This window comes from Micromonospora craniellae (assembly GCF_014764405.1).
In the GTDB taxonomy this organism is placed as follows: Bacteria; Actinomycetota; Actinomycetes; order Mycobacteriales; family Micromonosporaceae; genus Micromonospora; species Micromonospora craniellae.
The window spans coordinates 5,288,618-5,315,376 of the sequence record NZ_CP061725.1; the positions used below are offsets into that span (position 1 = coordinate 5,288,618).

Below are 26,759 nucleotides of genomic sequence, written 5' to 3' on the forward strand. Positions count from 1 at the left end.
CCGTGCCCTCAAGATCAGACGAACCGCGCCGGGACGCCACAGGCTCCCGGCGCGGTTCTTCCCGCAATGGGGGCGTGTCGGGCGAGCGCGGTGCTGAGCCGGGTATCGGCGGCATCTCCGACGCCCGCGCGTACACCCCCCGAGGTCGCACCGTCCGCGACGGCGGCGGTCGGGCCGAGCAGCGGCGCGATCCGCGTACCAGCCGGACCCAGGACCCGTTCCGGCCGGCGTTGCAGGTACTCGACGGTGGACGGTCCGCCGCCACCCGGACCGGGGCCCGCTCGGGTGCCGCAGCCCGGCGGGAGTCCACCGCCGGCCGGACCACCGTGGTCCGTACCGTCACCGACCGCACCTCACGGGATGCGGCGCCGGCCGCGACGCCCCGGCGTCGCGTCGGCGGCCGGGAGCCGCGCCGGGGCGACCGCCCGGCCGCGCGCCGGCCGTCCCGCAAGACGCCGCGTCCGCCCCGGCTCGCCGACCCCGGCCGCCGACTGCGGTTGGGCACCGCACTGGCGCTGGCCCTCTTCGTCGCCATCGGCGTGCGGCTCGTCGTGCTCCAGGCAGTCGACACTCCGGCGTACGCCGACGGCGGCCTGGCCGAGCGGCTGCGGACCGTGCCGTTGCCCGCGCCGCGCGGGGCGATCCTGGACCGGGACGGCGCCGCCCTGGCACACAGCGTCGAGGCGCGGTACGTGTACGCCGATCCGACCCGGATCAAGGACATCGCGGCGACCGCGCAGACGCTCTCCCCGCTTCTCGGCCTGCCGGCCTCGGAACTGGCCGAGAAGATGCAGCCCCGCAAGCGGATCAACGGCGACGACTCGCAGTTCGAGTACCTGGCGCGCGGGGTCACCGTGGCCCGGGCGCGGGAGATCATGGAGCTGGGGCTGCCCGGCATCGCCGCCGGCCGGGACGAGCGGCGTGAGGTCCCCGGCGGCGACCTGGCCGCCAACCTGATCGGTTTCACCAGCCTGGACATGGTCGGGTTGGAGGGCCTGGAGGCGCGCTACGACGACCTGCTGCACGGCGAGGACGGTCAGCGTGTCTTCGAGATCGGCCTGGGCGCCCTGGCCGCGCCCATCCCCGGCGGCTACAGCCGCACCACCAAGGCCAAGCCGGGCAGCTCGATCGTGCTCACCATCGACCGGGACCTGCAGTACACGGTGCAGCGGATCCTCAGCGAGCGGATGGCGGCGGTGCAGGGCAGCACGGGTGCCGCAGTGGTAGTGGACGCGCGTACCGGTGAGGTGCTGGCCCAGGCCAGCCATCCCACCTACAACGCGGCGAAACCACAGGCGAGTGACCCCACCGACCGGGAGGACGCGGCCACCAGTTTCGTCGTCGACCCGGGTTCGGTGCACAAGGCGATCACGTTCGGGGCGGCGTTACAGGAAGGCGTGATCACCCCGGACACCGTCTTCCCGGTCGCCAACGGAATCCGCAAGGGCGACACCTGGTTCCGGGACACGTTCCCGGCGAACGGGAAGCGGATGAGCGTGGCCGGGATGATGGCCCACTCGTCCAACGTCGGCACCATCCAGATCGCCGACCAGGTCGGCCCGGAGCGGCTGCTCGACTACCAGCAGCGGTTCGGGCTCGGCAAGCCGACCGGTGTCGGGATGCCCGGCGAGGCGAGCGGTCGACTGCTGCCGGTACCGGAGTGGAGCGAGTCGTCGCACGGCTCGGTGCCGATCGGGCACAGCGTGGACGCCACCCCGTTGCAGATGGCCGCCGTGTACGCCGCCATCGCCAACGACGGCACGTACGTGCAGCCGAGGCTGGTCAAGGCGACGATCGGGCCGGACGGGACGCGGACCCCGGCCGAGGAGCCGGTGACCCGCCAGGTGCTCAGCCCGGACAACGCCGCCGCGCTGCGGACGATGATGGAGGCGGTCACCACGGTGGACAACGCCACCGGACTGGCGGCGGCGGTGCCCGGATACCGGGTGGCGGGCAAGACCGGCACCGGGTGGCGCCTGGTCGAGGGCAAGAAACAGCCCGGCGAGGTCGCCTCGTTCATCGGGATGGCGCCGGCGGACGACCCGAAGTACGTGATCGCGGTGTTCGTGCACAGCCCGAGTGGCGGCGGTGGCCAGGTCTCGGCGCCGGCGTTCAAGGAAATGATGACCTTCGCGCTGCGGCATTTTCGGGTGCCACCGTCGAGCGATCCGGCGCCGAAGTTCACCGTATTCCCGTAACTGTCATCGGCGTCATTCCTCGGGTCACCGGACACATCATCGCCTGACCCGAGGAATTGACGTACGCACATTCGCCGCAGTGTCTTTCGGGCGAATCCCGGGACGTCGCCCCCGACACCCGGCCACCGCAGAGCGCCCCGGCGTGCCGCCCGGGTGTGTGCGGTGCCGCGCCCACCCGCAGCCACCTGCGGTTCGACTCCGTGCGGCGGAGATTCAGGCGCGCCGTGCGGCCGGGACCGGGCGACCGGGTAGGGTCTGACGCCGTGCGCGGCAATCCTCGTCCCCGTACCGTGACCGGAATCCGGCTCGGTGACCTAGCCGCCCGGCTCGCCGTGGCGCCCTCTACCAGCGTCGATCCGCCTGTGACCGGGGTGACCCATGCCAGCGGGGAGGTTCGACCCGGCGACCTGTACGCGGCCCTGCCCGGCGCGCGCCGGCACGGCGCGGAGTTCGCCGCCGGTGCGGCGCAGGCCGGTGCGGTCGCCGTGCTGACCGACCCGGCCGGTGCCGAGTCGGCCGCCGGCACCGGGCTGCCGGTCCTGGTGGTCGACGACCCACGTGCGGCGCTCGGCCCGGTCGCCTCGACGGTCTACGGCGACCCGACCGCGCACCTGCTGATGATCGGGGTGACCGGCACCGCCGGGAAGACCTCCACCGCCTACCTCGTCGAGTCCGGGTTGCGCGCCGCCGGCCACACCACCGGCCTGATCGGCACCGTCGAGACGCGCCTGGGCGACCTCGTCGTGGACAGCGTGCGGACCACGCCGGAGGCCACCGACCTGCACGCGATGCTCGCCGCCGCCCGCGAGCGGGGCGTCACCGCGGTGGTCATGGAGGTCTCCAGCCATGCCCTGGCGATGGGCCGGGTCGGCGGGGTGCGGTTCAGCGTGGGCGGCTGGACCAACTTCGGCTCCGACCACCTGGACTTCCACGCCGACGCGGAGGACTACTTCGCGGCCAAGGCGCGCCTGTTCGACGGCCGCTGCGCTGTCGAGGTGCTCAACCGCGACGACCCGGCGCTGGAACCCCTCTTCACGCCGGCCACCGTCAGCTACTCGGCGGCCGGCGACCCGGCCGCCACCTGGTGGGCCGGCAAGGTCGACGGCGACGGGTACGCCCAGCGCTTCACCGTGCACGGCCCGGACGGCTTGACGCTGCCCGCCGGGGTGGCGCTGCCCGGCCGGCACAACGTGGCGAACGCCCTGCTGGCCGTCGCCGCCCTGGTCGCTGCCGGTGTCGACCCGGCGACCGCCGCCGAGGGGGTGGCCGCCTGCGGTGGCGTACCCGGGCGCCTGGAGTCGGTGGGCGTGGCCGGCGGGGTACGCGGGGTGGTCGACTACGCGCACAAGACCGACGCCGTGGTGGCCGCGCTGGCCGCACTGCGCGAACTCAGCGCCGGCCGGCTGATCTGTGTGATCGGTGCGGGCGGCGACCGGGACCGGGGCAAACGGCCCCTGATGGGCGCCGCTGCCGCGGAGGGAGCCGACGTGGTCGTGGTGACCGACGACAACCCGCGTACCGAGGAGCCGTCGGCGATCCGCGCCGAGGTGCTCGCCGGCGCCTATCAGGCCGGCACGGCGGCCCGGATCATCGAGGTGGCCGGGCGGCGCGTGGCGATCGACGAGGCGGTCCGGATGGCCGCACCGCAGGACGTGGTGGCGCTGCTGGGCAAGGGCCACGAGCGTGGCCAGGAGATCGCCGGCGAGACGTACCCGTTCGACGACCGGACGGAACTCGCCGACGCGCTGCGGGCCCGCTTCGGTGACCTGGAGGATCAGCGGTGATCGCGCTCAGCCTGGCCGAGGTCGCCTCAGCCGCCGACGGGCGGCTGGTCGCCGCCGACCCGGCCGCACGGGTCACCGGCAGCGTCGAGTTCGACTCGCGCAAGGTGACCGCCGGTGGGCTGTTCGTCGCGTTCGACGGCGAGAAGGTCGACGGGCACGACTACGCGGCGGCGGCCGTGGCCGACGGTGCGGTGGCGGTGCTGGGCACCCGCGAGGTGCCCGGAGTGCCAATGGTCCTGGTCGCCGACGCGTTGACCGCGATGGGCCGGCTGGCCCGGGCGGTGGTGGACCGGCTGCCCGAGCTGACCGTGATCGGGCTGACCGGTTCCTCCGGCAAGACCACCACCAAGGACCTGATCGCCCAGCTCACCGCCCGCCTCGGCGAGACGGTGGCCCCGCCCGGCTCGTTCAACAACGAGCTGGGGCACCCGTACACGGCGTTGCAGGCCGGACCGGTCACACGCTTCCTGGTGATGGAGAAGGGCGCGCGGGGCATCGGTCACGTGCGCTACCTCTGCGAGGTGGCACCGCCGCGCATCTCCGTGGTGCTCAACGTCGGGGTGTCGCACATCGGCGAGTTCGGCTCCCAGGAGAACATCGCGGTGGCCAAGGGCGAACTGGTGGAGGCGCTGCCGGCGGACGGCCTGGCGGTGCTCAACGCCGACGACCCGCTGGTCGACGCGATGGCGACCCGGACGGTGGCCCGGGTGATCCGCCACGGCGAGGCGGCGCACGCCGACATCCGGGCCGAGGACGTGACGCTGGACGAGCGCGGGCGGCCGGCGTACACCCTGGTGACGCCGGAGGGCAGCGCGCCGGTGCGGCTCGGGCTCACCGGACGCCACCAGGTCTCCAACAGCCTGGCCGCCGCGGCGGTGGCCCGGGAACTGGGCATGCCGCTGACCGAGCTGGCCGTCGCGCTGGGCGCGCTCGGGCTGGTCTCGACCCGTCGGATGGACGTCTTCGAACGCACCGACGGGGTGACCGTGATCGACGACTCGTACAACGCCAATCCGGCGTCGATGGCGGTGGCGCTGCGTGCGCTCGCCGGCATCGGCAGCGGGAGGCGTACCGTCGCGGTGCTCGGCTACATGGCCGAACTGGGTGACTTCGAGACGCAGGGGCACGCCGACATGGGCCGTCTCGCGGCCGAGCTGGGCGTCGCCCGGCTGCTGGTGGTCGGCCAGGCCGCGGCGCCGATTCACCACGGGGCGACATCGGTAGGTGACTGGGGAGGAGAGTCGGTGCTGCTCACCGATCAGGCAGCGGCCGTCGAGGTGCTGCGCAGCGAGCTACGGCCGGGCGACGTCGTCCTGGTGAAGGGCTCCCGGTACCGGACCTGGGAGGTGGCCGACGCGCTGCGCGTCGATGCGGCCGCAGACGGCGAGGGTGACGCTTCGTGAGAGCGGTCATCGTGGCCATCGGGGTGGCCTTCCTCGTCTCGCTGTTCTGCACCCCGATCGCGATCAAGGTGTTCACCCGACTGAAGGCCGGTCAGCCGATCCGGGCCGAGGGCCCGCAGATGCACCAGGGCAAGAAAGGCACCCCGACGATGGGCGGGGTGGTGTTCATCCTGGCCACCGTGATCGCGTACGTGGCCGGCCACCTGGCCCTGACCACCCTGCCGGACGCGCAGATCGCCCAGGTCGAGCCGACCATCACCGCGTTGGTGCTGCTCGGTCTGATGGTCTTCTCCGGCGCGGTGGGTTTCGTCGACGACTTCCTCAAGGTGCGCAAGCGGCACAGCGGCGGGCTGAGCGCCCGGGGCAAGCTGCTCGGCCAGATCCTCGTCGGTGCGGTGTTCGGGGTCGTCGCGCTCTACTTCCCGTCCACGATGACCGATTCCAGCGGCGAGGTGACCAACACCGAGACGGTCGGCAGCACCACGCTCAGCTTCATCCGGGACATCCCGGCGCTGGACGTGACCAAGATCGGCGCGGTGATCATCTTCATCTTCGTGGTGATGGCGGCGACCAACGGCGTCAACCTCACCGACGGCCTCGACGGCCTGGCCACCGGCGCCTCGGTGATGGTGCTCGGCGCGTACGCGGTGATCGCGTTCTGGCAGTACCGGCACTGGTGCGCCGACCCGTCGTACACCGCCAACCCGAACAACTACTGCTACGCGGTCCGGGATCCGCTGGAGATCGCGTTGATCGCCGGCGCCGCCGCCGGCGCCTGCGTCGGCTTCCTCTGGTGGAACACCTCACCGGCCCGGATCTTCATGGGGGACACCGGGGCGCTCGGCCTGGGCGGCCTGATCGCCGGCATGGCGATGTCCACCCGGACGGTGCTGCTGCTCCCGATCATCGGTGGCCTGTTTGTGATCATCACGATGTCCGTGGTGATCCAGATCATCTCCTTCAAGACCACGGGCAAGCGGGTGTTCCGGATGTCGCCGCTGCAACACCACTTCGAGCTCGCCGGCTGGAGCGAGGTCAACATCGTGGTCCGGTTCTGGATCATCGCCGGCATAGGCGTGGCCATCGCCCTCGGCCTCTTCTACAGCGACTTCCTGGCCAACATGGGCTGACCCCCACCCTGCTCGGCGATCATGGAGTCACGGCATGGACGAAAGCCCTGTACCGGGATTGATCGTCAGCCGCAACTCCATGATCGCGAGGGCTGGGCGGGGGTGTCGGAGGGTGATCGGGGTGCGGCGGATCGTGGCTGAACGCAAGTTCGACACGCCGACCGGCCGGTACCGCCGGTGTCAGGTCCCCCGAGCGGCGATGATGGCGTTGTGGGGGAGGCACGAGAAGACGACGGCGCGCGGCCTGCTCGGCGGTCGTCCCGGGTAGGGGCTGCCGGTGGTACGTCCGTGGCGGTCGGGACCGGCGACGCGGCGCGCCCCGGCGGATCGGGAACGACCGGCGGTACGCGCGCGGCCGCGACCACCGGAGCGGGTACCGGTCGTACCGGTGGGTCGGGTGCGCCCGGCGAGGCACCGGGTGGTGCGCCGTGGCGGGGCCTGGACGCGATGGGCGGGCTGGCCGCGCTGCGCGGCCTGCTGTCCCGGCCACTCGCCTCCTACCACCTGCTGCTCGCCAGCGCCGGGCTGCTGCTGCTGATCGGCCTGACCATGGTCTTCTCGGCAACCAGCGTGCGCGACTACGCGCAGGGCGGGAGCGCCTCCACGTCGCTGACCAGGCAGGCGATCTTCGCGGTGATCGGCATCGTGGTGTTCTGGGCCTGCCAACGGCTGCCCGCCAGCACCTACCGGTCGCTGGGTAGTCCGGCGTTGGCCGTCTCGGTGGGACTGCTGGTGCTGCTGAACCTGCTGGAGGCGTACGGGCGGCTGACCGACGGCGAGGCCCGGATCGGTCCGCTGGAGGCCGACCTGCTCTGGCTGTACGTGTTCGGGTTCGGCCTGCAACCCTCCGAGCTGGCGAAGTTCGCCCTGGTGCTGTGGGGGGCGTACGTGCTGGCCCGCAAGGGCGCGGCGCTGGGCTGGTGGCGGGAACTGGCCACCCCGCTGTTCCCGGTGGTGGCCCTGATGTTCGTCCTGGTCGGCTACAACGACCTGGGCAGCATGCTGAGCCTGCTGGCCCTGGTGGTCGGTCTGCTCTGGGCGGCCGGGGTGCGGTTGCGGATCTTCGCCGCGCTGAGCGCGATCGGTCTGGCCGGCATCGGCCTGCTGGTCGCGGTGGCCTCGCTCGGCGCCGGCTCCGGCGTACGGGGCGAGGAGAACTACCGGCTGGCCCGGCTCACCGTCTTCTTCAACCCGCCGCCGCTGGACGACTGCCGCAACGACCTCTGCTATCAGATGATCCAGGCCCGGTACGCCATCGCCAACGGCGGATGGTTCGGCACCGGGCTGGGGCAGGGGCTTACCAAGTGGGCCTGGTTGCCGGCGGCGGAGAACGACTTCATCTTCGCGGTCATCGCCGAGGAACTCGGTGTGGTCGGCTGCACGGTGGTGGTCGTGCTGTTCGCCGTGCTCGCCTACACCGGCCTGCGGATCGCCCGGCGGGTGGACGACCCGTTCCGCCGCCTCGCCGCCGCCGGGGCCACCGCGTGGCTGGTCGGTCAGGCGTTCATCAACATGGGCGGTGTGATCGGCCTGCTGCCGCTGACCGGCGTGCCGCTGCCGTTCATCTCCGACGGGGGCAGCGCCCTGGTCGTCACGCTCGCGGCGGTCGGCATGCTGGCCTCGTTCGCCCGGGCGGAACCCGATGCGGCCCGGGCACTGCATGCCCGTCCGCCGGCCCGGTGGGTCCGACTAGTGTGGGCTCCGTTACCGCCGCTTCCCGGCAGACGCCGCCGCGCGGCGGCGCCGGCGGCTGCCCGTGGGTCCGTACCCCAGGCACGCAAGCGGCGCAGGGACGACCAGGCCGCACCGCGTGGCACCCGGGAGGGCCGGGGCCGGGGCGGGTCGGCGGACGAGAGGAGACGTTGATGGGTCCGCTGCGTTCGGTGGTGCTCGCAGGAGGTGGCACCGGGGGGCACATCTACCCGCTGCTCGCCTTCGCCGACTGCCTGCGCCGACACGACCCCGGCGTCCGGATCACCTGCCTCGGCACACCCAAGGGCCTGGAGAACGAGCTGATCCCGCCGGCCGGCTACGACCTGCGCAACATCCCGGCCTACCAGCTGCCCCGCTCGGTCAACATGAACCTGGTCCGCACCCCGGGCCGGATGTGGACCGCGGCCCGCGCCGCCGGCAAGGTGATCGAGGAGGTGCGCGCCGACGCGGTGGTCGGCTTCGGCGGGTACGTGTCGGTGCCGGCGTACCTGGCCGCGTGGCGACGGGAACTGCCCATCGTGATCCATGAGGTGAACGTGCCGCCGGGGGTGGCCAACCGGCTGGGCATGAAGTTCACCAAGCACGTGGCGGTCGGCTTCCCGCACCAGCCGGCCCAGGCCGAGGCGCTGCGGGACGCCCGGGTGGTCGGGGTGCCGTTGCGCCGGGCCATCGCCGGGCTGGACCGGGCCGCCATGCGCAACGCCGCCCGCGCCCACTTCGGGCTCCGCCCCGACCTGCCGGTGCTCTTCGTCGCCGGTGGCTCGCAGGGCGCCCGGTCGATCAACCTCGCGGTGGCCGGCGCGGCCAAGGAACTGGCCCGCAACGGCATCCAGGTGCTGCACGTGATGGGTGCCCGCAACGAGCCGGTGTCGGTACCCACCGACCTGCCGGTGCCGTACGTGACCCTGCCGTACCTGTCCGACATGGATGCCGGTTACGCCGCCGCAGACCTGATGCTCAGCCGGGGCGGGGCGATGACGTGTGCCGAGGTCGCCGCGATCGGACTGCCGACCATCTACGTGCCCTACCCGCACAGCAACCAGGAGCAGAAGCGCAACGCGCTGCCGGTGGTGGAGGCCGGTGGCGGGTTGCTGGTCGACGACGGGGAGCTGACCCCGGACTGGTTGGAGCGGACCGTGATCCCGCTGGTCCGCGACCCGCAGCGGCTGCACGCGATGAGTAACGCCGCCGCCGCGTACGGCCGGCGGGACGGCGACGAGGCGCTGCTGAACTTCGTCTACGAAGCGGTGAACCGGTGATCGGACCGGATTCCCCAGTGAGAGGTTGGCTCCGGTGAGCGCGAGGAGTGAGCCGGGGTTGCGAGCCCCGCAGTCGCGAACGAAAGGTTGGCTCCGGTGAGCGCGAGGAGTGAGCCGGGGTTGCGAGCCCCGCAGTCGCGAACGAAAGGTTGGCTCCGATGACCACGTTCAGCCCGGCCGGCACCCTGACCGCCGAGGACCTGGGCCACATCCACCTGATCGGGGTGGGTGGCGTCGGCATGAGCGGTCTGGCCCGACTCTTCCTCACCCGGGGGCTGCCGGTCTCCGGCAGCGAACTGCGCGAGTGGCCTTCCCTGGCGGGCCTGCGGGCGCTCGGCGGGACGATCCACATGACCCACGAGGCGACCAACCTGGACGGTGTGGACACCGTCGTCTACTCCACGGCCATCCCCGCCGACCATCTGGAGATGGTCGAGGCGCGGGCGCGCGGCCTGCGGGTGCTGCACCGCTCGGAGGCGCTCGCGGCGGCGATGACCGGCCGGCGCACGGTGGCGGTGGCGGGTACGCACGGCAAGACCACCACCACCTCCATGGTCACCATGGTGCTCCAGCGGGCCGGCACCGATCCGTCCTTCGTGATCGGTGGGGAGATCTCCGAGGGCGGCTCCGGCGCGCACCACGGCTCCGGCGAGTACTTCGTGGTCGAGGCGGACGAGAGTGACCGCTCGTTCCTGATCTACCGGCCGTTCGTTTCGATCATCACGAACGTCGAGGCCGACCACCTGAACACCTACGGTGACCTGGCCACCCTGGAGGCGGCCTTCGCCGAGTTCGCCCGGCTCACCGACCCGGCGGGTGTCGTCATCACCTGTGCCGACGACCAGGGCGGCCGGCGGTTGGCGGCCACGCTGCGCGCCGAGGGGCGCCGGGTGTACACCTACGGCGAGGCCGACGACGCCGACCTGCGGTGCAGCGACATCGTGTCGTCGGCCCAGGGCGTGCGCTACCAGGCCCACATCGACGGTCGGTCGCTGGGCGAGTTCCGGCTGCCGGTGCCGGGCCGGCACATGGGGCTGAACAGCGCCTCGGCAGTGCTGGCGACGTACCTGCTGGAGCTGCCGCTGACGGCGGCGGAGGCCGCGCTGGCGGCCTTCCCCGGTGTACGCCGGCGGTTCGAGCGCAAGGGCGTGGTCGACGGGGTGCTCGTCTACGACGAGTACGCCTACCATCCCACCTCGATGACGCTGGCGTTGCAGACGTTGCGCGAGGTGGCCGGGGAGGGGCGACTGATCGTCGTCTTCCAGCCCTACCGGCTCTACCGCACCCGCGACCTGCAGGCGGAGATCGCCGAGGCGCTCGCGATCGCCGACGAGCTGGTGCTGCTGGAGGTCTTCGGCCCGGGAGAGCTGCGCGGCCCGGGCGAGGGATCGGCGGCGCTGGTCGAGGCGGTGGGGCTGCCGGCGGAACGCAAGGTCTTCGTCGACTCGTGGGAGGACGCGCCGGTGGAGGTGGCCCGGCGCGCCCGACCCGGTGACGTGGTGGTGACCATGGGTGCCCCGCCGATCTCGTTGATGGGTGACGAACTGCTGGTCGCGCTGACCTCGCGGACCACCGCTCCGCAGGTGCCGGCCGTCGGCGTGGACCGTGCGGCGGAATGAGTCCCGGCCCGGCGCGCGGGCGCGGCACCGGTGTGGACGGCGGCGGAGGTCGCCGTCCCACCCGTCGGTGGCAACTGGTTCGGGCCGGCCGGGACGCGGTACCCGCCTCCACCCGGCGTTTCATGGCCCGGGCCCGGCGGCGGCGGATGCGCGCCGCGCTGCCCTGGGCGGTCGCCGGTGGCGTGTTCGCCCTGGCCGGACTCGTCGCGTGGACGCTGCTCGGCACCGGCCTGTTCGGGGTACGCGAGGTGCGGGTGGAGGGTGCCGAGCTGGTCACGGCCGTGCAGGTGCGGGACGTGGCCGGGGTGCCCGACGGCGCGCCGCTGGCCCGGGTCGACCTGGCTGCGCTGGCCGCCCGGATCGGTACGCTGCCGCCGGTGGAGCGGGTCACCGTGCACCGGGACTGGCCGGACGGGCTGGTGGTGCGGCTGACGGAGCGTACCGGCGTGGCGGTGGTGCCGCGCGGGCAGCAGTTCGACGTGATCGACGCGGCCGGGGTGGCGTTCCGGACGGTGCCGCAGCGGCCGGACCGACTGCCGCTGCTGCGACTGGCCGCCGCCGGGCCGGACGATCCGGACACCCGGGCGGGGCTCACGGTGCTTGCCGAGCTGACTCCACAGCTGCGGGGTCAGCTGGCGGAGGTCCGGGTCGAGGGCCTGGCCCGGATCAGCGTGCTGCTGCGCGACGACCGCACGGTGTTCTGGGGTGACGCGACGCGCGGGGCGGACAAGGCCCGGGTCGCCACCGCGCTGCTCGGCGAGGAGGCCGACCGGATCGACGTGAGCGCGCCGGACGTGGTCACCTTCCGGTGAGTGGCCGGTCAGGCTGTGAGGCGTCCCGCTCCACCGGCGACACGCCGGAAAGGTCCTTGGCACATCGCTCGGCTGCGCTTACGTTGCCCGGAAGAGGATCAGTGGTTGACATAACTGTAACCCTCTAGTAGAGGGTTAGGGTTTGCCTCGCGACCTCGCTGGTGAACAGCAGAGTCGACCACAGGTCTGGCCACGCCGAAGCCGGTCGGGGAGCAGCCAATCTCGAAGGGAAAGGACCGGAGATGACACCTCCGCACAACTACCTGGCGGTCATCAAGGTCGTCGGCATCGGGGGCGGCGGCGTCAACGCCGTCAACCGGATGATCGAGGTTGGGCTCAAGGGCGTCGAGTTCATCGCGATCAACACGGACGCGCAGGCGTTGCTGATGAGCGACGCCGACGTGAAGCTCGACGTCGGCCGCGAGCTGACCCGGGGCCTCGGCGCCGGAGCCAACCCGGACGTCGGCAAGAACGCCGCCGAGGACCACCGCGACGAGATCGAAGAGGTGCTCAAGGGCGCCGACATGGTCTTCGTGACCTGCGGCGAGGGCGGCGGCACCGGCACCGGCGGCGCTCCGGTGGTGGCGAACATCGCCCGCAAGCTGGGCGCGCTGACCATCGGCGTGGTGACGCGTCCGTTCTCCTTCGAGGGCAAGCGCCGTCAGGTGCAGGCCGAGGCCGGCATCGACGAGCTGCGCAACCAGTGCGACACCCTGATCGTCATTCCCAACGACCGGCTGCTGGCCCTCGGCGACCGCAACATCAGCATGATGGACGCGTTCCGCACCGCCGACCAGGTGCTGCTCTCCGGTGTCCAGGGCATCACCGACCTGATCACCACGCCGGGTCTGATCAACCTGGACTTCGCGGACGTCAAGAGCGTGATGAGCGGCGCGGGCAGCGCGCTGATGGGCATCGGCAGCGCGCGTGGCGAGAACCGCGCCGTGGAGGCCGCCGAGGCGGCCATCTCCAGCCCGCTGCTGGAGCAGAGCATGGACGGCGCACGGGGCGTGCTGCTCTCCATCGCGGGCGGCTCCGACCTGGGCCTGTTCGAGATCAACGACGCCGCCCAGCTGGTCACCGACGCGGCGCACCCGGACGCCAACATCATCTTCGGTGCGGTGATCGACGACGCTCTCGGTGACGAGGTGCGGGTGACCGTGATCGCCGCCGGTTTCGACGGTGGCGCTCCGGCGTACAAGGCGGCCGAGCCGGCGCGCAAGACCAACCAGAACCAGCCGGCGCAGCCGAGCACGCCGGTCGTGCCGTCGCCCGCCGTGCCGGCGCCGCAGCAGTCGCCGCGCCGGGTGCTGTTCGACGACGTCGACGTGCCCGACTTCCTCAAGAACGGTTCCTGAGCGGCGCCGATGACCGACAGCCCCGCACTGGTCCGACCCGATCGGCGTGCCGAACTCGCCGCCGGGTTGGCCCGGGTGCGCGCCCGTATCGCCGACGCGTGTGCCGCCACGGGTCGGGACCGGGCCGAGGTGACGATGATCGCGGTTACCAAGACCTACCCGGCCGCCGACGTGATCGCGCTGGCCGGCCTCGGCGTGACCGACGTGGGGGAGAACCGTGACCAGGAGGCGGCCCCGAAGGCCGCCGAGGTCGCCGCGGCCGGGGTCGCGCCCCGCTGGCACTTCGTCGGCCGGCTGCAACGCAACAAGGTGAAGTCGGTGCTGCGCTACGCCGACACGGTCCAGTCCGTCGACAGCGTACGGCTGGCGTCCACGTTGGCTGCCGCGGCCGGCGGACGGGACCGGCCGCTGGAGGTGTTGGTGCAGGTCAGCATCGACGGCGACCCGTCCCGGGGCGGTGCGGTGCCGTCCTCGGCCGACCCGGACGTCGGGCTCGGCCCGGTCACCGGGGCGGTGGCTGCCGCCGAGGGTCTGCGGCTGGCCGGCCTGATGGCGGTGGCGCCGCTCGGCTGGGAACCGGAGCGGGCGTTCGCCCGGCTGGCCACCCTCGCTGCGGCGGTGCGCGCCGAGCATCCCGGCGCCACCGTGCTCTCGGCGGGCATGAGTGGCGACCTGGAGGCGGCCATCGGCCACGGCGCGACACATGTCCGCGTCGGTAGCGCGTTGCTCGGAATGCGTCCCACGCTGCGGTAGCCTGGCCGCCAGGGAAGCAAATTACATCAGTGTTGTTTGTGGGAACGGCCTTCCTGGCCATGGGGGCGTGACGTGCAACGCGAATTGCGCGTCAGGGGATTGCCGTTCCGGTCCGGTGGGCAGGAATGGCTCACTCGCGACAGGGCGACACGGCGGGGGCGTGTGCCGCACGGCGGACGGGAAGGGCGCGGGGATGGGTGCACTGCGCAAGGCGGGGGTCTGGCTCGGACTGGTCGAAGAGGACGACGAGCGGGCCTACGACGACGGTGGCTACGAGAAGGGTGGCTACCGCGAGTCGCGTTACCGGCAGAGCCGGTACGCCGAGGAGTTCGCCGACGATGACGACGACGAGGTGGAGGAGGCGCCCGCGCCCCGGCCACGGCTCGGTGACCGGGGGCGGTTGAGCGAGCGTGCCGGCGGTCGCCTCGGCGACTCCGAGCGGCTGGAGTCGGAGCGTCCGGAGCGGGTCGAGCGGGCCAGCGTCCGGTCGATCACGCGGTCGTCCGGTGAGTCGTCCGGCACGGCGGGCTACCACACGCGGGACAACCTTGCCCTGGCGCCGCAGGTGCAGCCGCGCGAGCGGGTGATGCCCGAGGAGGAGCAGCGCTACCAGATCACCACGCTCCACCCGACCACCTACCGGGAGGCGCGGACCATCGGCGAGCACTTCCGGGACGGGGTCCCCGTGATCATCAACCTCACCGAGATGGACGAGGCGGATGCCCGCCGTCTGGTGGACTTCGCCGCCGGGTTGGCGTTCGGGCTGCGCGGTACGATCGAGCGCGTGACCAACCGGGTGTTCCTACTCTCGCCGGCCAACGTCCAGGTCACCGCGGAGGACAAGGCCAAGATCGCTGAGGGTGGGTTCTTCAGCCTGAGTTGACCCGCCCGACCCGAGGGACGCCACAAGCCGTGTTGTCGATCTTGCTACAGGTCCTCTACCTGATCACGTATGTCTTTTTGATCGTTCTTTTGGCCCGTTTCGTGTTGAGCGCCGTCCTGCAGTACGGGCGGCGTTGGCAACCCGGTCGCGGAGCATCGGCCGGACTGGAATCCGTGTGGAGCGTCACTGATCCCCCGCTCTGGGCGTTGAGGCGTGTGATCCCTCCGCTGCGAATTGGTACCGTGAGCATCGACCTGGCCTCCCTTGTGCTCCTGGTTATCCTGTTCGTGCTGATGAGGTTTGTGTTAGAGCCGGCGATCATCAGGACCGCCTGATGACCGACGCGCTATCGCGGCCGCAACTGACCCGAGGAGTTTCGATGCCGCTGACCCCGGCCGACGTCCACAACGTCGCCTTCAAGAAGCCGCCGATCGGCAAGCGGGGCTACGACGAGGAGGAGGTCGACGCCTTCCTGGACGAGGTCGAGCGCGAACTCGCCCGTCTGATCGAGGAGAACAACGAGCTGCGTGCCCAGGTGGAGCGTGGCGGTCGGGGCGGCGCCCCGGCCGGCCCCGGTGGTGACGCCCGTCTCGCCGCCGAGCTCAACGACGTCAAGGCGCAGCTCGACCGCGTGCAGCGCGACAAGGCCGCTGCCGAGCAGGCCGCCCGCGCGATGCAGGCCGAGCTGGAGCAGACCCGCTCCGCCGGTGGTGCGGTGCCGGGCGGTGACGGCGAGCAGCAGGCGCTGCGGGTGCTGATGATGGCCCAGCGCACGGCGGACGACCACGTCTCCGACGCGCGCCGCGAGGCCGACCAGTTGCTCTCCGAGGCCCGTTCCAAGGCCGAGGAGGTCACCCGCGAGGCGCGGGCCAAGGCCGACGCGCTGGAGCGGGACGCCCGGCAGCGGCACCAGGAGGCCATGGGCGGCCTGGACGCCAAGCGCACCGCGTTGCAGAAGCACATCGAGGAGCTCAAGCAGTTCGAGCGCGAGTACCGCACCCGGCTCAAGGCGTACCTGGAGAGCCAGCTGCGTGACCTCGACGGCCGCGGCCAGGGCCTGGAGGCCGAGATGACCCGCGGGGACGGCACCCGGGCCGCCGGCAACGGCCTGGCCGCCGCCGGGCTCGCCGGTTCCTACGGCGGCGGTCGCTCCGGCGCTCTCGAGGCCGGTCGCTGATCGGGCCGGTGGCCGCTGTTGACATGGCGGTCGCCCGCCCTGCCTCATCGGTACGACGCGGCGGGGGTGAGCGTTGATAGTCGCCAGTCTCGCGCTCATCCTCGTCGCCGTGGTGCTGCTGGTGCTCGGTCTGGCCAGCGGCTCAAGTCCGTTGCTGGTCGTCTCGATCGGGGCCAGCCTGCTGGCTGCCGTCGCCCTGGTCGCGGGTGCCCGCCAGGCCGCCACCGGCCGCGCCGCTGCCCGTGGGGCACCGGACAGCACCGGGCCGACCGTCCAGGAAGGCCCGTCGGGCATCCCGACGCAGCACGTCCCGCCGACCGTCGACACCGGCGACGCCGGGTGGCGGCAACCACCCGGCTCGCCGGTGACGGTCGACGCGGAGGGTCCCGTCGAGGGCGGTGCGGTGGCCGACGGGTACGACGATGAGCCGGCGGCCCAGCAGATCACCACGGAGCAGGCCGCGCTTCTGGCGCGGCTCCCGGACGAGGTCCGGGTGGTCGACGGGCGTCCCCGCTACCATCTGGCCGAGTGCGCGCACCTGCTCGGGCGGGACCACGAGCCGCTGCCCGTCGCCGAGGCGGCCGAACTCGGCTTCACGCCGTGCGGGCAGTGCACCCCCGGCACCATCCTGCTCTCCGAGTCCGGCCGCCGCTGACCTCGTGGCCGAGCTGCTCACCGTCGCCGTCCGGGTGAAGCCGGGGGCGTCCCGTGCCCGGGTGGGCGGCCGGTTCGACGGCCCGCACGGGCCCGCCCTGGTCATCGCGGTGAACGCTCCGGCGGTGGACGGACGGGCCACCGAGGCGGCGCGCCGCGCGTTGGCCGAGGCGCTCGGCGTCCGGCCGTCGGCCGTGTCGCTGCGGACCGGCGCTGCCAGTCGCGACAAACTGTTCCTGGTCACCGACGCCGGGCCGGATCCGGCCTCGCGATTGTCCCGGCTACGCGACGGCATCGCACCGCCCGGTTGATCGGCACCGCCGCGCGAGGGTGCCGGAACCGGGGTACGAGGCACGCGAACCGGCCGGCGCCGGGGGCGCGATCTGCTAGCGTTTTCCTCTGCCCCGGTATGGCATGAATCGGGGCGGATAGGGCGTTTCGGTGCGGCAGATTGTCGGACGCCTGTACGTTCCGTATCCTTGCCAACCTCCGGAGTGCGCGGCCAGGTCGCCGCGCGCCCGTTCTGTACCTGGGGCAGTCGATGTCGGCGGCCCCTGTCCAGGCGCCGCGGATTTCCCGTGGCTCCGTGGCCGAGGGAGCGACTATGGCCAAGCCAGCCGACACCAGGACCGCAGGCCGCAAGCCGGCGCCGAAGTCCACCCGCAGTGCCGCGGAGACCGAGAAGATCCGTGCCGCGCTGGCGGCCCGCCATGACGAGTTGCGCGCCGAGTACGATCAGACGCTGAGCGAGATCACCGAGTTGCAGCGCGACCGCCTGACCGACTCGGCCGGGGACGACCAGGCCGACACCGGGACCAAGACGCTCGAGCGGGAGCAGGAGATCTCCCTCGCCAACAGCATCCTGGAACGGATCACGCAGGTCGAGCGCGCCCTGGAGCGGCTCGACGAGGGTGGTTACGGCTGGTGCGCGCGGTGCGGCAACCCCATCCCGGTGGAGCGCCTGGCCGCGTTCCCGTCCGCCACCCTCTGTGTGACCTGCAAGCAGCTGGAGGAGCGGCGCTGACGGCACCCTCCCCGGCACTGGTGCGCGGCGGTGCGACAGCACCGCCGCGATCGTCGATGGGAGGCGAATGAGCGCAGCACCGCCCGCAGGATCCGGCACCACCGAGCCGGGCGCCGCCACGAAGTCGCGGCGCCGGCCGGTCACGATCCTGCTCAGTCTCGCGCTGTTCGCGGTGGCGGTCGACCTGTTCACCAAACACCTGGCCCTGCAGGAGTTGAGCGACCGTGAGCCGGTCCGCCTGCTCGGTGGCGCGCTGTACTTCTCGCTGACCCGCAACAGCGGGGCCGCGTGGAGCATGGGTTCGGACTACACCTTCATCTTCCCGGTGATCGGGATCGTCGTGCTGGGCTGGATCGCCTGGATGGGGCGGACGCTGCGCTCGGTGCCGTGGGCGATCTCGCTCGGCCTGGTGGTCGGCGGCGTGACCGGCAACCTGATCGACCGGATCTTCCGGGCCCCGGGCTGGTTCGTCGGGCACGTGGTCGACATGATCAGCGTCTTCGACCCGTACGGCCGGGTCTTCCCGATCTTCAACATCGCGGACAGCGCCCTGGTCTGCGGCGTGGTGCTCGCGGTCGGGCTGGAGTTCACCGGCCGCCAGCGCGACGGCACCCGGGCCGTCGGTGAGGAGCGGCCCGCCAAGGCGGCCGGGGCCGACGACCCGACGCCCGGCGACGATGCCGAGGCCGGTCGGCGTGCCGGGGCGCCCGAGACGACCGACGACGGACGGCGGGAGCAGGCGTGACGGCCACCTTCGCCGCCGGCGGCGATCACCGCAGCCTGCCCGTACCCGACGGTCTCGACGGGATGCGGCTGGACCAGGCCGTGGCCCGACTGTTCGGCCTGTCCCGTACCGCCGCCGCCGCGCTCGTCGACGACGGCGCGGCGCTCGTCGACGGCGCCGTGCGGCCCAACTCGCACAAGGTCCGGGCGGGCTCCTGGCTGGAGGTGACGCTGCCGCCGCCGGCGACCGCGCCGGTGGTGGTGCCGCAGGCGGTGCCGGGACTGCGGGTGGTCCACGCCGACGACGACATCGTGGTGGTGGACAAGCCGGTCGGTGTGGCGGCGCATCCGAGCCCCGGTTGGACCGGCCCGACGGTGATCGGCGGGCTGGCCGCGATCGGGCACACCATCGCCACCAGCGGCGCGGCCGAGCGCCAGGGGGTGGTCCACCGGCTCGACGTCGGCACCACCGGGGTCATGGTGGTGGCCAAGAGCGAGCAGGCGTACAGCGTGCTGAAGCGGGCCTTCAAGTGCCGCGAGGTGGAGAAGCGGTACCACGCGGTGGTGCAGGGTCATCTCGACCCGCTGCGCGGCACCGTGGACGCCCCGATCGACCGGCACCCGCACCACGACTACCGCTGGGCGGTGGTCTCCGGCGGCAAGCCCAGCATCACCCACTACGACACCATCGAGGCGTTCCCGTCGGCCAGCCTGGTCGACGTCCGGCTGGAGACCGGTCGCACCCATCAGATCCGGGTGCACTTCTCCACCCTGCGTCACCCCTGCGTCGGTGACCTGACGTACGGCGCGGATCCGACGCTCGCCGCCCGGCTCAAACTGGATCGGCAGTGGTTGCACGCCAGAGAGTTGAGCTTCCAGCACCCCCGTACGGGGGACGAGGTCCGCTTCGTCAGCGACTACCCTGACGACCTGGGACGCGCGCTGGACCTTCTGCGCGACTGACGCGCCCCACCCGTCCCGCCCGATCCGACGAGGGGGCTGCCCGTGCGTGCCGGCGACCTGCTGCGGCAGTTGGACCAGCGACTGTTGCCCCGTCTCGCCGCCGCGTTGACCCGGCTCGGCCAGGGGCCGACACGGGTACCGCTGCTCGGGTGGGTGGCGGTGCTGTCGTGCGCCGCCGTGCTGACCACCGCCGTGCTCGCCACCAGCGGCCCGCCGGCGCCGGACCGTACCCTGGGCGACGTGACCCGGGTGGGGGTCTCCGACGGCGACTCCATCCCCGGGTACGAGCGCATCGCCGCCGCGGACCTGGCCGCGCTGGCCGGCGCGTCCCTCGCCGACGGCACGTACGCGTTGGTCTCGCTGACCGAGTACCGGACCCCGCAGTCGCTCGCGGCGGTCGTCGGTGACGTCGGCGTGGCGGTCGTCTTCGGCCGGGTGCCGCTGCCGGACCGGCAGACCGAGATCGTCCGGATCCCCGCCCAACGGCTGCCGGAGGACGTGACCGCCGGGATGACCCGGCTGGCCGAGCGCAAGGAGCGGGAGGCGACCGACTACCGGACCCGGGCCGCCGCGCTCGGTGGCGGTGGACCGCAGCAGCGCGAACTGCGCGAGCTCTACGAGAGCGGCGCGCAGGTGGCTGCGGCGGAGGCCACCGCGTACCGGTCCGGCTGTGCCTGCCTCTATGCGCTGGTGGTGCGGGCCGCACCGGCGCAGTTGCGCGGGGTGGCCGCCCGGCCGGGTGTGCGGGTGGTCGACCCGGCTCCGGAGGTACGGCGGCTGGAGCGCACCGTTTTCACGCCGCCGCTGCCCGAGCAGCAGGACGTGGTCCGTCCGTCGGTCGACGGCGGCCCCACCGCCTCCCCGATGCCGACCGCCGCGACGGGCCCGCCCGTGCCGCCCTCGACTCCGGAGCGCGACACGTCGGCTTCGCCGGAGGTGACGGATTCGTCACCATCACCGGCGGTTCCTTCGTCGGTACCCCCCGTCATTCCGCGCGTGACGCCTCCCACCTCGGTGGACAGCGCCGAGGAGAGCGAAGCGAGCCCTACACCGTGACGGTTGCGGACACATCGGTACGTCGCCCGGTGTGGCCTGAATGGGGATTCGTTCGTAGCCTGTCAGACGGAAACCAAAGCGCTGGGGAGGGCGAGCCGTGGACGGCAGCGAGACCGGTTGGGGACGCCCCGCCGAACCGGCACCGCGATGGCGGGCGCTGCTGGACCGAGCCCGCCTGGGCGGTCGCGGCACCGACCAGTCCGTCGAGCGGCAGGCCGACGAGGACCAGCCGCCTCCGTCATCCGAGCCGTTGCCGCGCCGGGGCCCGGGTTCCGGTTACTCCGGACGGGTGGCACCGGTCGGACAGGCGTCGGTCGGACCCCCGCCCCCCGACCGGCAGCCGTACGGTGTGGAGCCCGGCTATCGGGCCGAGGCGAGCTTCCGGGTCGAGCCGCCGCGCCCGGCCCCGACGTACCCCGGGCAGCCCGGCTACCCGGCGGATTCCGGCTACCCGGCCGACCCGGGCTATTCGCCGGTGCCCGAGCAGCGCCGTCCTGACCAGCCCCGTCCCGAGCAGCGGCGCCCCGAACCGGGCGAGTCGCGGTACACGCTGCTGGACAACGGTTACCGGCACGCCGCCCCGCCGATGGAGTCGCGCTACGCGTTGCTGGACAACGGTGGCTACCAGCCACCCGCGCCACCGGCCCAGGCGCCTCCGGCAGCGCCGCCCGGGGCGGTCGGCGGTCGCCCGGGACGTTTCGAGTGGCGGGCCCAGGGCTCCGGCGGCGACCTGGAACGGGCCGCCGCCGTGCTCCGGCGGGACCTGGGCACCCCCCGGGTGATCGCCTTCGCCAACCCCAAAGGCGGCGTGCACAAGACCACCGCGACCGTCCTGGCCGCGGCCACCGTCGGCAGCGTACGCGGGCGAGGCGTGCTGGCCTGGGACGACAACGAGTTGCGTGGCACCCTCGGGCTGCGCGCCGGAAGCGCCCGGCACGCGCGGACGATCCGTCACCTGGTCGCCGACCTCGTTCAGATCGAGATCCGCGAGGGCCCGGAGCTGTTGGAGATCCTCGACGACTACCTGCGGCACGCCTCCGACGGCTCGTACGACGTGCTGGCCGGTGAGGAGAGCCCCCGGTTCGCCCAACGACTGGACCAGTTCACCGTCAAGCGGGTGCTCGAACTGCTGCGCCGCACCCACGACGTGATCTGCGTGGACACCGGCAACAACGTGGAGAGTCCGAACTGGCGCACGGTCATGCAGGCCGCCGACCAGCTCGTGGTCACCACCGTGCCGCGCGAGGACGCCGCGTTCAGCGCCGACTGGATGCTCGACCTGCTGCACGAGGAGGGGATGGGGGAGCTGGCCGACAACGCGGTCACGTTGATCTCCTGCCCGACGCCGGGCCGGCTGCCGTTGCAGGGCGACCTGGAGCGCCACTTCGCGACCCGGACCCGGGCGGTGACCGTGGTGCCGTACGACCCGGCGCTGGAGACCGGCTCCTCGATCGAGTACCACCAACTCCAGGGCGAGACCCGGCAGGCGTGGCTGCGGGCCGCGTCGGCGATGCTGGACCTCTTCGGCCGCTGACACGTCCGGGCAGCTCACCACCGACGGTGGCGGCGGAGTGGCGACACCGTGCACGGCGCCCGACGGCAACTGCGAGGATCATCGGGTGAGCCCGGACACCCCCGCCTCCGAACCGCCCGCGCCGGCAGCGCCGCCCGCGCCGCCGTCGGCCGTTTCGCCGCCGTCGGCAGGACCGCAGCCCCGCCGCGCCCGTGCGGTGCGGGCCGGTGCCCTGACGGTGCTCGTGATGGGCCTGCTGGGTGCTCCGCTGGGGCTGCTCTGGGCGGTGCTCGCTCCGGCCACCCCGGTGGTCAAGAGCGGGCCCGGGACGGCCGTGTACGGCCAGGCGCAACCGGAGCAGCCGATCGCCGCCGACGGGTGGTTCAGTCTGCTCGGTCTCGGTTTCGGGGTGCTCGCCGCACTCGTCGTGTGGATGGTGCTGCGGCGGTACCGGGGACCGGTCGGCCTGATCGTCGTGGTGACCGGCGGGCTCGCCGCCGCCCTGGTCGCCTGGCAGGTGGGGCGGCGGATCGGGCTGGGCGACTACGAGCGGCTGCTGGACGGCGCGCCGGACGGCACCCGTCTGACCAAACCCCCCGACCTGCGGGCCGGCGGAATCGACCTCGTCCTCGGGGTGCTGCCGGTGCCGCACGGCAACCTGCTGCTGCCGGCGTTCGGGGCTGCGGCGGCGTACACCCTGCTGGCCGGCTGGTCCCGGTGGCCGTCGCTGCGTCCCGAGCCGGTGCCCGAGCCGGCCTGGTTCGCCCCGCCGGCCGGCTACCCCGGCGGCAACGCGCTCCCGCCGGTCGGCTCCCCGGGCGGGACCGTGCCGCCGCCGGTCGGCATCCCGGAAGGGACCGCGTCGCCGTCGGTCAGTTCGGAGCCGGCGGCGCCGTGGCCAGCTCCGCCAGCGGCACCGGCACCGCCCGCACCTGGCGCAGCAGAGCCGCCTCGCGGTTGAGCAGCGTCAGCTCGGCGCGCAGCCGGGCTGCGGTGTCGTCGATCGCGAGCAACCGTTGCCGGTCGGCCACGGTCAGTGCGGCCGTCGCGGCCACCAGATGGGAGAGCACCGTCGGGTCCTCGGGTAGTTGCTCGCTGAGTTGGTCGGCCTCGGCCCGCATCAGCCCGAGGTACTGCCGGAAGACGGCGGTGACCCGGGCCGCCAGCGGGGCGGCCGCCTCGTCCGGGCCGCTCGGCTCGGGCAGCCATCGCACCTCGGCGGTCAGGTACGGCGCGGAGGCCGAGTCGATCTCGGTGACCCGGAACCGTCGCTTGCCCACCGTGACGATGTCGAACCCGCCGTCGGGCAACTCGGCGACCTCCCGCAGCTCGGCGGTGCAGCCCACCTCGTGCAGCGTCACCTCGCCGGTGCCCGGGGTGACCCGGCCGGGGCCGGGGGCCACCTCCCAGCCGCTGCGGATGGCCACCACACCGAACTCGCGGGGCGTACCCGGTGGCAGGTCGACCAGGTGTCGGACCAGCGCGCGGTAGCGCTCCTCGAAGATGTGCAGCGGCAGCACCAGACCGGGGAAGAGCACCGTGGTGAGCGGGAACACCGGCAGCCGTGCGGTCACGTGATCGAGCGTAGCCCCACCCGGCGCCACCGGCGTGTCCCGGCTCACCATCCCGGACAGCGGGCGGCGTCGGTCGGCCCGTCGGCGGGCCGCCTAGACTCGCAGGGGTGTTGAACCGGATCGACCTGCGCGGTGGCGAGCCCGACCCACGCCACCTCCTGCCACGTGCCCAACTCGACGTGTCGGTGGCCGTCGAGCGCATCCGCCCGATCGTGGCGGCGGTCCGTGAGCATGGCTACCAGGCGGTCCGTGAGGCCAGCGAGCGCTTCGACGGGATCGCCCCGGAGGTGCTGCGGGTGCCGGTCGAGGCGATCGCCGCAGCAGAGGGCGCCCTCGACCCGCAGGTCCGGGCCGCCCTGCTGGAGTCGATCAGCCGGGCCCGCAGGGTGCACGACGACCAGCGGCGCACCGATCACACCACCCACGTCGTGCCGGGCGGCACGGTCACCGAGCGCTGGGTGCCGGTCGACCGGGTCGGTCTCTACGTCCCCGGCGGCCTGGCGGTGTACCCGTCGACCGTGGTGATGAACGTGGTGCCCGCACAGGCGGCCGGAGTCCGGTCGCTGGTGGTGGCCTCGCCGCCGCAGAAGGAGAACGGCGGCCTGCCGGACGCGCGGGTGCTGGCCGCCTGCGCGCTGCTCGGCGTCGACGAGGTCTATGCCGTCGGCGGGGCACAGGCGGTGGCCATGCTGGCGTATGGCTGCGCGGTGGACGCCGCCGGCAGCGCGCACTGCGTTCCGGTCGACATGATCACCGGGCCGGGCAACATCTGGGTCACCGCCGCCAAGCGGCTGCTCCGTGGCGTGGTGGGCATCGACGCCGAGGCCGGCCCGACCGAGATCGCCATCCTCGCCGACGACACCGCCGACCCGGCGCACGTCGCCGCCGACCTGATCAGCCAGGCCGAGCACGACCCGCTGGCGGCCAGCGTGCTGGTCACCCCCTCGGTGGTGCTGGCCGACGCGGTGGACCGCGAACTCACCCGGCAGGTGCCGGCCACCAGGCACGCCGACCGGGTCGGCACCGCACTGGGCGGGGAGCAGAGCGGGGTCGTGCTCGTCGACGATCTGGCCGCCGGGCTGCGGGTGGTCGACGCGTACGCGGCGGAGCACCTGGAGATCCAGACCGTCGACGCCCGGGAGTGGGCGATGCGGGTACGCAATGCCGGGGCGATCTTCGTGGGCGCGTACTCGCCGGTGTCGCTGGGCGACTACTGCGCTGGTTCCAACCACGTACTGCCCACCGGTGGCTGCGCCCGGCACTCCTCCGGGCTCTCCGTGCAGTCCTTCCTGCGCGGCATCCACCTCGTGGAGTACACCGAGGCGGCACTGCGGGAGGTCGCCCCGTACGTGGTGGCGCTGTCCACCGCGGAGGACCTGCCCGCGCACGGCCAGGCCGTGTCCGCCCGATTCCCCCAGGACCCGTCATGACCAGCCTGTCCGACCTGCCGATCCGCGACGACCTGCGCGGGCTGTCGCCGTACGGTGCGCCGCAGCTCGACGTGCCGGTGCGGCTGAACACCAACGAGAACTCCTACCCGGTGCCGGAGCCGGTGGTGGAGGCGATCGGCAAGGCGGTCGCCGCCGAGTTGCGTGACCTCAACCGGTACCCGGACCGCGAGGCGGTGGCGCTCCGCGCCGACCTGGCCGAGTACCTCGGCCACGGGCTCACCGGCGACGGGGTGTGGGCGGCCAACGGCTCCAACGAGATCCAGCAGCAGCTGCTGCAGGCGTTCGGAGGGCCGGGGCGTACCGCGCTCGGCTTCACCCCGGCGTACTCGATGCATCCGCTGCTGGCGTTGGGCACCGGCACCCGGTGGGTGCCGGCCCGGCGCGGCGTCGACTTCGGGTTGACCGCCGACGAGGCGGTGGCCCAGGTCCGCGAGCACCGGCCGGACGTGGTCTTCCTCTGCTCACCGAACAACCCGACCGGCACCGCGCTCGATCCGGCGGTGGTCGCCGCCGTGCTGGACGTGGCGCCGGGCATGGTGGTGGTCGACGAGGCGTACGCGGAGTTCGCCCGGCCGGGGACGGTCAGCGCCCTGGCGGTGCTGCCGGGGCATCCTCGGCTGGTGGTGACCCGCACGATGAGCAAGGCGTTCGGCTTCGCCGGCGGGCGGCTGGGCTACCTGGCGGCCGACCCGGCGGTGGTGGCCGCGGTGCAGCTCGTCCGGCTGCCGTACCATCTCTCGGCGCTCACCCAGGCTGCCGCGCGGGCGGCGCTGGCGCATCGCGAGACGCTGCTCGGCACCGTCGCGGAGATCATGCGCCAGCGCGACCGGATCGTCGCCGCGCTGCGCGACCGTGGTCTGCGGGTGGCCGACAGCGACGCCAACTTCGTGCTCTACGAGGTGGGCGGTGATCAGGGCGTGGCGTGGCGCGCGATGCTGGCGCAGGGGGTGCTGGTGCGCGATGTCGGCCTGTCGGGCTGGCTGCGGGTCACCGCCGGCACGCCGGCCGAGACCGACGCCTTCCTTGCCGCCGTGGACGAGATTCAGCGCGAGGGCCAGGCTGCCCCGCCGCGACCGAAAGGCACCCCATCATGAGCCGGACCGCCCGGGTGGAGCGGATCACCAAGGAGACCAAGGTCCTGGTGGAGATCGACCTCGACGGCACCGGAGCGGTCGAGATCAGCACCGGGGTCGGCTTCTACGACCACATGCTGCACCAGATCGCCCGGCACGGCGGGTTCGACCTGACCGTGCAGACCGTGGGTGACCTGGAGATCGACGCCCACCACACGATGGAGGACACCGCGTTGGCGCTGGGCGCCGCGTTCGACCAGGCGCTGGGCGACAAGGCCGGCATCCGGCGGTACGGCTCGGCCGTCGTCCCGATGGACGAGGTGCTGGTCCGGGCCGCCGTCGACCTGTCCGGCCGGCCGTACGTGGTGCACGACGAGCCGCTGCTGGCGCCGTACATCGGGCCGGTCTACCCGACCAGCATGACCCGGCACATCTGGGAGTCGTTCGGCCAGGCGGCCCGGATCACGCTGCACGTGGACGTCCTGCGGGCGGCTCGCCCGGGCGGGCACCCGGACGCCCACCACGTGGTGGAGGCGCAGTTCAAGGCGGTCTCCCGGGCGCTGCGCGAGGCGACCGCGCTCGACCCGCGCGCGGCCGGCGCGATCCCCAGCACCAAGGGCGCGCTGTGACCGGCCGGGA

At 73.0% G+C, this 26,759-nt stretch carries 26 protein-coding genes; 25 read left to right on the forward strand and 1 reads right to left on the reverse strand.

What is annotated here, in order from left to right; translation table 11 throughout:
* The first annotated feature begins 2 nt into the window (after positions 1–2).
* The 22 genes from ID554_RS24005 to ID554_RS24105 all read left to right on the forward strand — a co-directional run bounded on the left by ID554_RS24005 (position 3) and on the right by ID554_RS24105 (position 22,983).
* On the forward strand, positions 3–2,198 hold the full coding sequence (locus tag ID554_RS24005; protein WP_117227061.1) for a peptidoglycan D,D-transpeptidase FtsI family protein: 2,196 nt from the start codon (positions 3–5) through the stop codon (positions 2,196–2,198).
* A 224-nt stretch (positions 2,199–2,422) separates the two neighbouring features.
* On the forward strand, positions 2,423–3,982 hold the full coding sequence (locus ID554_RS24010; protein ID WP_117227062.1) for a UDP-N-acetylmuramoyl-L-alanyl-D-glutamate--2,6-diaminopimelate ligase: 1,560 nt from the start codon (positions 2,423–2,425) through the stop codon (positions 3,980–3,982).
* On the forward strand, positions 3,979–5,385 hold the full coding sequence (locus tag ID554_RS24015; RefSeq protein ID WP_117227063.1) for a UDP-N-acetylmuramoyl-tripeptide--D-alanyl-D-alanine ligase: 1,407 nt from the start codon (positions 3,979–3,981) through the stop codon (positions 5,383–5,385). The genes ID554_RS24010 and ID554_RS24015 overlap by 4 nt, the downstream gene beginning before the upstream one ends.
* Positions 5,382–6,515, forward strand: a complete 1,134-nt coding sequence (mraY, locus tag ID554_RS24020; RefSeq protein ID WP_117227064.1) for a phospho-N-acetylmuramoyl-pentapeptide-transferase — start codon at positions 5,382–5,384, stop codon at positions 6,513–6,515. Before ID554_RS24015 ends, mraY begins: the two co-directional genes overlap by 4 nt.
* 133 nt (positions 6,516–6,648) lie before the next feature.
* Positions 6,649–6,783 carry a hypothetical protein gene (locus tag ID554_RS32530; RefSeq protein WP_263407304.1) on the forward strand — a complete coding sequence of 45 codons (135 nt, stop codon included), beginning with the start codon at positions 6,649–6,651 and terminating at the stop codon, positions 6,781–6,783.
* 179 nt (positions 6,784–6,962) lie between these two features.
* Positions 6,963–8,381, forward strand: coding sequence for an FtsW/RodA/SpoVE family cell cycle protein (locus ID554_RS24025; RefSeq protein WP_117227210.1), 1,419 nt, complete (start codon positions 6,963–6,965; stop codon positions 8,379–8,381).
* On the forward strand, positions 8,381–9,487 hold the full coding sequence (gene murG, locus ID554_RS24030; RefSeq protein ID WP_117227066.1) for an undecaprenyldiphospho-muramoylpentapeptide beta-N-acetylglucosaminyltransferase: 1,107 nt from the start codon (positions 8,381–8,383) through the stop codon (positions 9,485–9,487). The genes ID554_RS24025 and murG overlap by 1 nt, the downstream gene beginning before the upstream one ends.
* Positions 9,488–9,645: 158 nt before the next feature.
* Positions 9,646–11,106 carry a UDP-N-acetylmuramate--L-alanine ligase gene (murC, locus tag ID554_RS24035; RefSeq protein WP_117227067.1) on the forward strand — a complete coding sequence of 487 codons (1,461 nt, stop codon included), beginning with the start codon at positions 9,646–9,648 and terminating at the stop codon, positions 11,104–11,106.
* Positions 11,107–11,138: 32 nt separating this feature from the next.
* The gene (locus ID554_RS24040; RefSeq protein ID WP_191088925.1) at positions 11,139–11,918 is read left to right on the forward strand and encodes a cell division protein FtsQ/DivIB; all 780 of its coding nucleotides are present in this window, start codon (positions 11,139–11,141) and stop codon (positions 11,916–11,918) included.
* A gap of 242 nt (positions 11,919–12,160) precedes the next feature.
* On the forward strand, positions 12,161–13,276 hold the full coding sequence (gene ftsZ, locus ID554_RS24045) for a cell division protein FtsZ (protein ID WP_117227069.1): 1,116 nt from the start codon (positions 12,161–12,163) through the stop codon (positions 13,274–13,276).
* Positions 13,277–13,285: 9 nt separating this feature from the next.
* Entirely contained in the window at positions 13,286–14,029 is a 744-nt protein-coding gene (locus ID554_RS24050; RefSeq protein ID WP_117227070.1) for a YggS family pyridoxal phosphate-dependent enzyme, read from the forward strand.
* Positions 14,030–14,222: 193 nt separating this feature from the next.
* Positions 14,223–14,912, forward strand: coding sequence for a cell division protein SepF (locus ID554_RS24055; protein WP_117227071.1), 690 nt, complete (start codon positions 14,223–14,225; stop codon positions 14,910–14,912).
* 29 nt (positions 14,913–14,941) lie between these two features.
* On the forward strand, positions 14,942–15,247 hold the full coding sequence (locus ID554_RS24060; protein ID WP_111212523.1) for a YggT family protein: 306 nt from the start codon (positions 14,942–14,944) through the stop codon (positions 15,245–15,247).
* 44 nt (positions 15,248–15,291) lie between these two features.
* Entirely contained in the window at positions 15,292–16,089 is a 798-nt protein-coding gene (locus tag ID554_RS24065; RefSeq protein WP_117227072.1) for a DivIVA domain-containing protein, read from the forward strand.
* Between the two features lie 73 nt (positions 16,090–16,162).
* The gene (locus tag ID554_RS24070; protein WP_117227073.1) at positions 16,163–16,744 is read left to right on the forward strand and encodes a hypothetical protein; all 582 of its coding nucleotides are present in this window, start codon (positions 16,163–16,165) and stop codon (positions 16,742–16,744) included.
* A gap of 4 nt (positions 16,745–16,748) precedes the next feature.
* Positions 16,749–17,054 carry a DUF167 domain-containing protein gene (locus ID554_RS24075; protein ID WP_117227074.1) on the forward strand — a complete coding sequence of 102 codons (306 nt, stop codon included), beginning with the start codon at positions 16,749–16,751 and terminating at the stop codon, positions 17,052–17,054.
* 293 nt (positions 17,055–17,347) lie between these two features.
* Positions 17,348–17,767, forward strand: a complete 420-nt coding sequence (locus ID554_RS24080) for a TraR/DksA family transcriptional regulator (protein WP_117227075.1) — start codon at positions 17,348–17,350, stop codon at positions 17,765–17,767.
* Between the two features lie 67 nt (positions 17,768–17,834).
* Positions 17,835–18,512 carry a signal peptidase II gene (lspA, locus tag ID554_RS24085; RefSeq protein WP_117227076.1) on the forward strand — a complete coding sequence of 226 codons (678 nt, stop codon included), beginning with the start codon at positions 17,835–17,837 and terminating at the stop codon, positions 18,510–18,512.
* Complete coding sequence (locus ID554_RS24090; RefSeq protein ID WP_117227077.1) at positions 18,509–19,453, forward strand: RluA family pseudouridine synthase; 945 nt, start codon at positions 18,509–18,511, stop codon at positions 19,451–19,453. Before lspA ends, ID554_RS24090 begins: the two co-directional genes overlap by 4 nt.
* 42 nt (positions 19,454–19,495) lie before the next feature.
* On the forward strand, positions 19,496–20,509 hold the full coding sequence (locus ID554_RS24095; RefSeq protein ID WP_191088621.1) for a hypothetical protein: 1,014 nt from the start codon (positions 19,496–19,498) through the stop codon (positions 20,507–20,509).
* A 97-nt stretch (positions 20,510–20,606) separates the two neighbouring features.
* Complete coding sequence (locus ID554_RS24100; protein ID WP_117227078.1) at positions 20,607–22,043, forward strand: MinD/ParA family ATP-binding protein; 1,437 nt, start codon at positions 20,607–20,609, stop codon at positions 22,041–22,043.
* Between the two features lie 85 nt (positions 22,044–22,128).
* Positions 22,129–22,983: a DUF2567 domain-containing protein gene (locus ID554_RS24105; protein ID WP_223884222.1), complete on the forward strand. Its 855-nt coding sequence runs from the start codon at positions 22,129–22,131 to the stop codon at positions 22,981–22,983.
* Here ID554_RS24105 and ID554_RS24110 read toward each other — a convergent pair.
* Entirely contained in the window at positions 22,895–23,596 is a 702-nt protein-coding gene (locus tag ID554_RS24110; RefSeq protein ID WP_117227211.1) for an LON peptidase substrate-binding domain-containing protein, read from the reverse strand. The genes ID554_RS24105 and ID554_RS24110 overlap by 89 nt on opposite strands.
* Before the next feature lie 107 nt (positions 23,597–23,703).
* Here ID554_RS24110 and hisD point away from each other — a divergent pair, with 107 nt between their 5' ends.
* From hisD to hisB, 3 genes are read left to right on the forward strand one after another with little or no spacing between them, the layout of a single operon-like run.
* Complete coding sequence (gene hisD, locus ID554_RS24115; RefSeq protein WP_117227079.1) at positions 23,704–25,026, forward strand: histidinol dehydrogenase; 1,323 nt, start codon at positions 23,704–23,706, stop codon at positions 25,024–25,026.
* Complete coding sequence (locus ID554_RS24120) at positions 25,023–26,141, forward strand: histidinol-phosphate transaminase (protein ID WP_117227080.1); 1,119 nt, start codon at positions 25,023–25,025, stop codon at positions 26,139–26,141. The genes hisD and ID554_RS24120 overlap by 4 nt, the downstream gene beginning before the upstream one ends.
* Positions 26,138–26,749 carry an imidazoleglycerol-phosphate dehydratase HisB gene (hisB, locus tag ID554_RS24125; protein WP_117227081.1) on the forward strand — a complete coding sequence of 204 codons (612 nt, stop codon included), beginning with the start codon at positions 26,138–26,140 and terminating at the stop codon, positions 26,747–26,749. Before ID554_RS24120 ends, hisB begins: the two co-directional genes overlap by 4 nt.
* Positions 26,750–26,759 lie beyond the last annotated feature (10 nt).

What these genes read in the sequence shown, in the direction of transcription:
- murC (WP_117227067.1), top strand. Translation starts at nt 9,646, where the DNA reads ATGACCACGTTCAGCCCGGCCGGCACCCTGACCGCCGAGGACCTGGGC.
- lspA (WP_117227076.1), top strand. Translation starts at nt 17,835, where the DNA reads ATGAGCGCAGCACCGCCCGCAGGATCCGGCACCACCGAGCCGGGCGCC.
- ID554_RS24120 (WP_117227080.1), top strand. Translation starts at nt 25,023, where the DNA reads ATGACCAGCCTGTCCGACCTGCCGATCCGCGACGACCTGCGCGGGCTG.
- ftsZ (WP_117227069.1), top strand. Translation starts at nt 12,161, where the DNA reads ATGACACCTCCGCACAACTACCTGGCGGTCATCAAGGTCGTCGGCATC.
- ID554_RS24055 (WP_117227071.1), top strand. Translation starts at nt 14,223, where the DNA reads ATGGGTGCACTGCGCAAGGCGGGGGTCTGGCTCGGACTGGTCGAAGAG.
- ID554_RS24050 (WP_117227070.1), top strand. Translation starts at nt 13,286, where the DNA reads ATGACCGACAGCCCCGCACTGGTCCGACCCGATCGGCGTGCCGAACTC.
- ID554_RS24080 (WP_117227075.1), top strand. Translation starts at nt 17,348, where the DNA reads ATGGCCAAGCCAGCCGACACCAGGACCGCAGGCCGCAAGCCGGCGCCG.
- hisB (WP_117227081.1), top strand. Translation starts at nt 26,138, where the DNA reads ATGAGCCGGACCGCCCGGGTGGAGCGGATCACCAAGGAGACCAAGGTC.
- ID554_RS24025 (WP_117227210.1), top strand. Translation starts at nt 6,963, where the DNA reads ATGGGCGGGCTGGCCGCGCTGCGCGGCCTGCTGTCCCGGCCACTCGCC.
- ID554_RS24065 (WP_117227072.1), top strand. Translation starts at nt 15,292, where the DNA reads ATGCCGCTGACCCCGGCCGACGTCCACAACGTCGCCTTCAAGAAGCCG.
- murG (WP_117227066.1), top strand. Translation starts at nt 8,381, where the DNA reads ATGGGTCCGCTGCGTTCGGTGGTGCTCGCAGGAGGTGGCACCGGGGGG.